The following is an 8,420-nucleotide window of genomic DNA, read 5'->3' on the forward strand; positions in this document are numbered from 1 at the left end:
AAATATTGGGTTTTGTGTAAAAATCCTATATAATAGTCCACATCTAAGTTATTGGAAACATTCATGCAAGATAAGCCGCTCGCCCTAGTTATTGATGATGAAGCTGACCTATGTCGCCTGATGCAAATCACCCTAAACAAGATGGGCATAGATACACACGTTGCTTATGATGTGGCAAGTGCCAAAGGTTTTTTGGCAGACAATCACTATGATTTTTGTCTCACCGACCTTGCCCTACCCGATGGTTCTGGCATGGAAATTGTGGAGCTTATCACCAAAACCACCACAACGCCTGTGGCAGTCATCACCGCCCATGGCGATGTAAATGTTGCCATTGAAGCGATGAAAATTGGTGCATTTGACTTTGTCAATAAACCACTGGACTTACCACGCTTACGCCAACTTGCCAAATCTGCCTTAAAGGCTAATGAATCCATCATTCAAGACACCAAAAGCATCACAGCACAAGAAAACAACAACCCAAAACAAGATACCAACACCATCATACCATCTAACCCATTGACAGGCAATTTGCTTGCACCCACAGAAAATAGTACCCAAATCAACCAAGATGGGCGTCAAAGAACCATAAAAAACACCACCAAAAAAACCACCGCTGTCAGCGATGATGATATTTTTGGCGGTCGTCTTATTGGTGATTCTCGCCCCATGAAACAGTTGCGTTCTACCATCAAAAAATTAGCCCGCTCACAGGCACCAGTATTTTTATGGGGAGGTTCGGGTACGGGCAAAGAAGTGGTTTCACGACTCATCCATGACCTAAGCGGTCGCCGTAATGGCAATTTTGTCCCCGTCAACTGTGGTGCGATACCATCTGAGCTGATGGAGAGTGAATTTTTTGGGCATAAAAAGGGCAGTTTTACCGGAGCAACATCGGACAAAATCGGACTGTTCCAACAAGCTGATGGTGGCACACTGTTTTTGGATGAAGTGGCAGATTTGCCACTTGCCATGCAGGTCAAGCTACTTCGTGCCATTCAAGAAAAAACCGTGCGTGCCATCGGTGACACCAAAGAGGTGCCTGTGGATATCCGTATTGTCTGTGCCACGCATAAAGATTTGGAGGATTTGGTACAAAAAGGGGCATTCCGTCAAGATTTGTTCTATCGCATTAATGTCATCGAGGTCAAGTTGCCCGCCCTAAATGACCGCCGTGATGACATTCCCATGCTTGCCAAGCATTTTTTGGAGATGATTGCCAAAGATTGGGGGCTTGACAATCTTAGCCTAACCGATGATGCCATAGACATGCTGACATATCATAACTTCAAAGGCAATGTGCGTGAGCTAAGAAATATCTTGGAGCGTGCCGTCACCATGAGCGATGGCGATGAGATTGATGCTCATCATCTCATGCTAGGTGATGTCCATGACATATCAGAGTTAGATGATGCTCCATCTGACACAGACCATGATGACACCCCCACGCTTACACCAACCGAGTCTTTAACAGACACATCTGGCACTGTTGCCAATGGCATCTCCATCCCTACCAATGCCATCAAGACATCGCCCTATCATGACCAGCGACCAACCTACACCGCCAACACCGTCATCAAAGAAAATAAAGAACCCAAGCCCATCACCCAAGGTCTAAACATCATCGCATCTGCCAACTATGGTACGCCCTTGTCCACCCCAAAAGCCCAAAAATCCAATCCGCTTGACAATGATGATGGTCACACTTTTGACAAATTGGATTTGTCAGAACATGAAGATTTGGCAAACAGCAACCTACCCAGTCAAGGATTAGAAGCCTATTTGCTTGACCAAGAACGTCAAATCATCTGCACCGCCTTACAGCAAGCAGGGGGCAACAAAACCCAAGCCGCCAAACTGCTTGGCATGACCTTTCGCTCTCTGCGTTATCGCATGAAAAAACTTGATATCGATGATGGTGATGATGAATAAGCCCAACACATCTGACACATCAACCATAAAAAACCAAAAAAAAAGGGGGCATGATGAACGCCCCTTTTTACATCCCAGAATCCACTAACATCCTTAGAACCCACCCACAGGGGCGAAATCCACGCCTGTTTCTAGTTTTGCTCCATCCATTAAGATGAGTGCTTGCGACAGCCACACGTCGCCTGATATCGCCATCATGGTCGGTGCTAGCTCAGCAGACCTATCAAATGCCACATCAGGCACGACCCCCACCCCATCAATCCGCTGACCATCAGCGGTCAGATAATGAGCGGTGGTCATCTTGACCGCTTGCCCATCACCTATGGGGATGACCGACTGCACCGAACCCTTGCCATAGCTCGTCTCGCCGACTATCAAGGCTCGTTTTTGTGACTGCAAGCTACTGGCTAACACTTCGGCAGCTGATGCCGAGTAGCGGTTTTGTAATATCATCACCGGCAAATCAATGAGCAGTGGCGAGCCTTCGGTTCTTAGCTCACGCTCCACCCCCTGTCGCCCTGCCACTTGCACCAATGTCTGGTTACGCATAAACAGCGATGCCACCGCCCCTGCCGACTCTAAGACCCCACCGGGGTTGTTTCGTACATCCAATATCACCCCCGTGATTGGCACGCTCGCCTGCCCCAAACTCTCCAAAATCTGCTGACGGGTATTGTTTTGAAACACGGGCAGTTTAATGATAACCACACCCCCAACGATGGCAGTCTCTACATTACTTTTTAATACTTCATTACGCTGAGCAGTAAGTCGCCTTTTGCTACGCCCCGCATGAGACACCACAATATCCACCTGTGTGCCAGAGATGCCACTTAGCAACTGCTTGACATCATTTTCACTGTGGCTCTCATCCAGCTTGGTCTCACCCACTTGGTGTAGATAGTCTCCCACTTTTACGCCAGCACGTTTGGCAGATGAGTCTTCATGAACACTGGTAATGACCCAATGACTCTCATCATCCTGCCATACCGCTGACAGCCCGATGTTCGCCACGTTGCCTGCGGTGAATGATTGTAGATTGACAAAGGCTTCTTTGTCCAAGAACTCCGCATGACTGTCTAGCCCTGTCAGCATGCCACTCATGGCATTTTCAAAGAGCTTCTCATCATTGACTTCTTCGACATAGTCACGACGCACCAAATCCACCACCGACACAAAGGTTTTTAGGGTATTTGGCGATACCGCTCCCAGTGGCACACGCCCCTGATGCAGTCCTTCTATGCCATGCAGTGTATTGGGCTTACTCTCTAAGGCATCAAGTGTCGGGCTTGTTGGGTCTTGGGCATTCATCTGCTCGCCATCTGCCATCTGTCCACTTGTCTGTGCTTCGGTATCTAGACCGCTGTCGGCTTGCACATCATCGCCAAAGCCGAGTAGATTTGCCACTTTATTGATGGGCGTACTGATGGCTTTGGGTAGCTCGGCATGGCTTGTCATCGGCATACTTACCGCCAACGCCACCATGCTCGCCAGTAGTGTTTTTGTCAGTTTCATACATCCACCAATAGGCTCTCACCCGTCATCTCGGCAGGTTTTTGCATACCCATCAGGTGCAAAATAGTCGGAGCGACATCACACAGTCGTCCGCCTGTCCGCACGCTCACCTGTTTGTCGCCCACATAGATAAACGGCACAAATTCGGTCGTGTGCTGAGTATGCACCTGTCCGCTTTCGTAGTCTTGCATTTGCTCGCAGTTGCCGTGGTCGGCGGTGATGAGCAGATGACCGTTCATCTCACGCACCGCACCGACTATCTCGCCAATACAGGTATCCACCGCTTCTACCGCCTTGACCGCCGCATCAAACACGCCCGTATGCCCCACCATGTCGCCATTGGCGTAGTTGATGATGACCACGTCAAACTCGCCTGATAATATCGCTTCTTTTAGCTTGTCAGTTACTTCAAAAGCACTCATCTCGGGCTTTTCATCATAGGTTTTGACATCAGGGCTATTTACCAAAATGCGTTTTTCGCCGTCATACAGCTCTTCACGCCCGCCACTAAAAAAGAAAGTAACGTGAGCGTATTTTTCGGTTTCGGCAATGCGAAGCTGGGTTTTACCGTGATTTTGTAGGTATTCGCCCAATGTATTGGCAAGGCTTGTTGGATAATACGCCACCGTTGTTTTAGGGTTAGCTTCTAACTCATCAGAATATTTGGTCATCATGACAAAAGCAGACAGCTCGGGCGTTGCCTTACGCTTAAAGCCGTCAAAATCAGCATTCACAAAGGCTTGGCTAATCTCTCTGGCACGGTCAGCCCGAAAATTGACAAAAATCACGCCGTCATTGTCCGCTATTACGCCATTATCATCAATTATGGTCGCCTGTACAAACTCATCGGTCTCGTCCGCCCCATAGGCAAGCTCTATGGCATGGCTGGCACTGTCCGCTTCACGCACCGCCTTGGCTTGGGTCATCAGGTCGTACGCCTGCTCCACCCTATCCCACCGCTTGTCTCTGTCCATGGCAAAAAAGCGTCCGATACAGCTTGCGATTTTGGCTTCGGCATCAAACTCTTGGCTAAGATTTGCCAGATACTGCTCCAAATCCGCCACATAGCCGTCTGCCGATTTTGGCGGAGTGTCTCGCCCGTCCAAAAACGCATGGACGAACACTTGGCTTGCCCCCTGCTCTACGGCAAGTTTGGCGGTCGCCTTGATGTGGTCAATGTGAGCATGAACCCCACCGTCCGACAACAAGCCCAAAATATGCACTGCTCCTTCATTTGCCACCGTATCCTTGACCACCTTAACCAGCACGTCATTATGAAAAAATTCGCCCGAGCTGATGTCATTCATGATACGGGTAGAATCTTGGTACAAAATCCGCCCTGCCCCAAGGTTCATATGCCCCACTTCTGAATTACCAAATTGACCGTCAGGCAAACCCACGTCCTGTCCTGAGCCTGAGATAAGCCCATGTGGACAGCTTGCCATGAGCGTGTCCAGATTGGGTTTTTTGGCGGTATAAACGGCGTTGTCTCGTGAGTCTTCTCGGTGTCCGACACCGTCCAAAATCATCAAAACGTGGGGGATTTTTTTCATGATAAAGCCTTTTTTAACAAATCAAAAATGATAACTCATTTCCCATTTTATCACAAAATACCCCCATTCGGCACGGCAAAAACCTCCCAAATCTTGAAATTTTTACAAAATTATCGTACAATAGAGCCACTGAAACATTCGCCAGTTGAGAATACACCTGAGCCGATAATCACACTTACAGGGTAATGACTGTTTGCTGTGGTGTGTATGCCCGCATCATCTGATGTATCGGGAAACCTAAAACAGCAAAGATTTACCCGCCTTGAACTACTTGGTTCATGGGCAACACTTGACAGCGGTGTTTCGGTTTTTTATTTTTATACTTTTAAAATATTGATTTTAAACAAAAATATTTTTAATATTAAAATTTTTATCATTTTTTAAAAAATTTCTTGACAAGTTGTCAAAAATCTATATAATACGCAATCACTTGATACGACAAGTTATTCCCCAATAGCTCAGTCGGTAGAGCATCGGACTGTTAATCCGTGTGTCCCTGGTTCGAGCCCAGGTTGGGGAGCCATATTTAAAAACCCTTTTCTGTTTTGGAAAAGGGTTTTTGCTTTTTCGCTTTTGGTTATGTCATTATTTGCTTGATATCATGGGCATGATGATAAAAACCACACCATCATGCCCACACCCCATCCCATCACCAATCATTTGCGATTGCTTGGCACTGCCATCGCCCTTGACGGATATCTTGATACTTAGCCATGTCTGTCTTTGCCGTCTTGCTGGGTTGGTTTGATACCCAATGATACCGATAGATTTTATCATCTTTGGCATAAAATTCAGATGAATGCTCAGGCTTAACCGTATAATAATCACCATCTACATGATAATCAAACACATCCAAATCCCACCCATGCGACTCATCATCACTCATTAGGATGTCTATTTGGTTAAACCCATTTAACAGGATAAAATTAGGGTCGTTTAATTTTTCCACAATGGGATTGCCGTTATCATCAAAATACTCATCAATAAAATCAAGCTCGCTCTCATCACGACTAAGATACGCTCGCCCTACTGTCTCATCCACCCCATCTTGTATGAAATAAATCCGCCCATTATCAGCCATCAACTTATAACTAAAACTTTGGCTAAATCGCTCTCGTTTGGTGCTATACATGACAATGATGTCATTATGACCGCTCGGAACAGCATTTTGCCATGCATACCTCTCTTGGTACTTCCCACCATCTTTACCCACTTCATTCATGTCAGCATAAAACTTCAAGGTATTGACATCATTACCATGACACAAATAAGCATGACCACCAGAGACGTAACTTGGCTCATCATCATTAATTTGCAATAAAAAACCATCTTCATCACTTCGCCCCTTGATATGAAGACGTGTGCCGTCTTGATAACGATTATGCCTACTCATCACGGCAAATACAGAAGGCTTGTCCATCTCAATAGACATCACATCACCCACGAGCCGATAACCGCCAAACGCTACCATGCCCATCGCACTTATCATCACACGCTGATTGGGCAAAAGACACATCATGCTCTGATTGGCTTGTTTGTCGTGTTTTAAACAGCCAATCAGCTCATCAGCATTTGGGTAACTGTTTGCATGAACACAAACACTCATAAACATCATCAAGCAAAGCAACCATCTCATCGAAGCACCCCTACAACCCCAACATCTTAGTTATCACGCTATAATGGTCTTCAAACATCATACGCCCGTCAAGCTCGCCAAGCGGTAGCCAAAACGCCCGACTGGCATCATCGCCCCCTGCCACATCGGGGAGCTTATCGCCTGTCAGTTCAAAATAAAACACCGTTGTTACCGTCCGTCCACGAGCCGAACGGTTCGGAGCGTCAAAGGCATGGCTTGCTTTTAGAGTGCTTGGGCTGATGATAAGCCCAGTCTCTTCTTGTAATTCACGTAACGCACAGTCAAGCAGGCTTTCATCTTTATCCAAAAATCCGCCCGCCAACGCATACAGCCCACGCCCATACTCGCCCCCACGCTCAATGAGTAGCACATGACCTGCCTGCACCACCAAAGCGTCCGCCGTAACAAACACAGGTGGATACGGAGCGGACTGCCATGCTTTTTGATAATCTAAGACATGGCGGTATTCACGTTGCAGATGAGTAAAATCGTCCGTTTGGGCAAACTTTTGTAAAAAAGCCACGCTCGGGGCAGGCATTTTATCTTGCCAATCATCGCCATTTTTTAGACGTTCATCTAAAAAATACGCCCGTCTTAGCGGTGTGGCAGACAAATTTTCAAAACTGGGCAACTCAACAAAACCCCAATCAGGAAATAACGACAAATAATACGAACTGTCATCCTTGGTATGCCCGATGATACCAATCTTGGCAGGTTCGTTTTGGGTGATAAACGAGACCGCTTGTTGGACGTTTTGGAGCCATTTGTGGTCATTATAGAGCGTGTCATCAATGGGCATACAAATGATACGCTCGCTGTCGGCTGTGTCATTATCAAAGGCTTTTAAAATCATGCTTTCACGTTCATCAAAGCTAAACGGATTTTTGATGGTGCGTGGGCTATTTGCCGAACCGATGAGCATGATGACGGTTTTGGCACGGTTTAGGGCTTCACGCACGACAAATTCATGCCCATGATGAAACGGCTGAAACCGCCCGATAAATACCAAATAATCAAATTGAGCCATGTTAAATCTCATTATTTAAAAAATTAGACTTGATAAAAGCGATTATGTTACCATAAAAGCATAGATTTATCTTTATTATTGAGTTTTTACCATGAGCGATTTACAAAACGAACCTTTAAGCAGTAACATCATCATCACGCCCAACGCCCAAGACTATCTGGCAGAACTGCTTGCCAAACAAGAAGTGGACGGCATTGGCGTGCGTATTTTTGTGGAACACGCAGGCACGCCTCGAGCCGAATGCTGTATGAGCTACTGCCAACCTGATGAGATTGATGAAGACGATTTGCAAATTCCTTATGACAAATTTGTCGCCCACATTGACGCCCCGAGCATTCCTTATCTGCATGATGCGGTGATTGATTATAACAAAGACCGTTTTGGCGGTCAGCTCACATTTAGAGCCCCTAACTCAAAAGTCCCCCAAGTGGGCGAAAATGCCAGCATTGAAGAGCGGATTACTTATGTGCTACAAGCCGAGATTAACCCCCAACTTGCCAGTCATGGTGGTCATGTGGAGCTTTTGGAAGTCATCGAAGATAATGCAGGCAAAACTGCGGTGCTAAAATTTGGCGGTGGCTGTCAAGGGTGCAGTGCGGTGGATGTTACCTTGCGTCAAGGCGTGGAAGTTCAGCTAAAACAACAAATCCCTGAGCTCACCCAAGTCATTGACGAAACCGACCACACTAAGACGGAAAATGCGTATTATAAATGATTGGTTAAAAAAGATAAAAGGGCATGAATTGAACCGCACCCCAAA

General features: G+C 46.5%; 6 protein-coding genes, 1 tRNA gene and 1 other RNA gene. 4 read left to right on the forward strand and 4 right to left on the reverse strand.

The window, feature by feature from the left end:
• Positions 1-63: 63 nt before the first annotated feature.
• Entirely contained in the window at positions 64-1,932 is a 1,869-nt protein-coding gene (locus tag B5J94_RS07630; protein WP_062499241.1) for a sigma-54-dependent transcriptional regulator, read from the forward strand.
• 93 nt (positions 1,933-2,025) lie between these two features.
• Here the strand turns inward: B5J94_RS07630 and B5J94_RS07635 are convergent, their stop codons facing one another.
• Positions 2,026-3,444: a S41 family peptidase gene (locus B5J94_RS07635; protein WP_062499242.1), complete on the reverse strand. Its 1,419-nt coding sequence runs from the start codon at positions 3,442-3,444 to the stop codon at positions 2,026-2,028.
• Positions 3,441-4,997, reverse strand: coding sequence for a 2,3-bisphosphoglycerate-independent phosphoglycerate mutase (gene gpmI / locus B5J94_RS07640; RefSeq protein WP_062499243.1), 1,557 nt, complete (start codon positions 4,995-4,997; stop codon positions 3,441-3,443). The genes B5J94_RS07635 and gpmI overlap by 4 nt, the downstream gene beginning before the upstream one ends.
• A gap of 123 nt (positions 4,998-5,120) precedes the next feature.
• On the opposite strand from gpmI, the gene ssrS reads away from it, so the two are divergent.
• Both ssrS and B5J94_RS07650 read left to right on the forward strand, forming a co-directional pair.
• Positions 5,121-5,311, forward strand: a non-coding RNA gene (gene ssrS / locus B5J94_RS07645) — 6S RNA.
• A 133-nt stretch (positions 5,312-5,444) separates the two neighbouring features.
• Positions 5,445-5,520: transfer RNA gene (locus tag B5J94_RS07650), tRNA-Asn, on the forward strand.
• A gap of 126 nt (positions 5,521-5,646) precedes the next feature.
• Here the strand turns inward: B5J94_RS07650 and B5J94_RS07655 are convergent.
• Both B5J94_RS07655 and B5J94_RS07660 read right to left on the reverse strand, forming a co-directional pair.
• Positions 5,647-6,633, reverse strand: a complete 987-nt coding sequence (locus B5J94_RS07655) for a hypothetical protein (RefSeq protein ID WP_062501467.1) — start codon at positions 6,631-6,633, stop codon at positions 5,647-5,649.
• A 10-nt stretch (positions 6,634-6,643) separates the two neighbouring features.
• Complete coding sequence (locus B5J94_RS07660; protein WP_062501469.1) at positions 6,644-7,660, reverse strand: bifunctional nicotinamide-nucleotide adenylyltransferase/Nudix hydroxylase; 1,017 nt, start codon at positions 7,658-7,660, stop codon at positions 6,644-6,646.
• Between the two features lie 91 nt (positions 7,661-7,751).
• Here B5J94_RS07660 and nfuA point away from each other — a divergent pair, with 91 nt between their 5' ends.
• Positions 7,752-8,375 (forward strand): Fe-S biogenesis protein NfuA, encoded by a 624-nt coding sequence (nfuA, locus tag B5J94_RS07665; RefSeq protein ID WP_062501471.1) that lies wholly within the window; start codon positions 7,752-7,754, stop codon positions 8,373-8,375.
• The last annotated feature ends 45 nt before the right edge of the window (positions 8,376-8,420 follow it).

Source organism: Moraxella lacunata (assembly GCF_002027545.1).
Lineage (GTDB): Bacteria > Pseudomonadota > Gammaproteobacteria > Pseudomonadales > Moraxellaceae > Moraxella > Moraxella lacunata.

Bases quoted from the DNA above. Each gene is read 5' to 3' on its own strand.
- B5J94_RS07630 (WP_062499241.1), top strand. From the start codon at position 64: ATGCAAGATAAGCCGCTCGCCCTAGTTATTGATGATGAAGCTGACCTA.
- B5J94_RS07635 (WP_062499242.1), bottom strand. From the start codon at position 3,444: ATGAAACTGACAAAAACACTACTGGCGAGCATGGTGGCGTTGGCGGTA.
- gpmI (WP_062499243.1), bottom strand. From the start codon at position 4,997: ATGAAAAAAATCCCCCACGTTTTGATGATTTTGGACGGTGTCGGACAC.
- B5J94_RS07655 (WP_062501467.1), bottom strand. From the start codon at position 6,633: ATGAGATGGTTGCTTTGCTTGATGATGTTTATGAGTGTTTGTGTTCAT.
- B5J94_RS07660 (WP_062501469.1), bottom strand. From the start codon at position 7,660: ATGGCTCAATTTGATTATTTGGTATTTATCGGGCGGTTTCAGCCGTTT.
- nfuA (WP_062501471.1), top strand. From the start codon at position 7,752: ATGAGCGATTTACAAAACGAACCTTTAAGCAGTAACATCATCATCACG.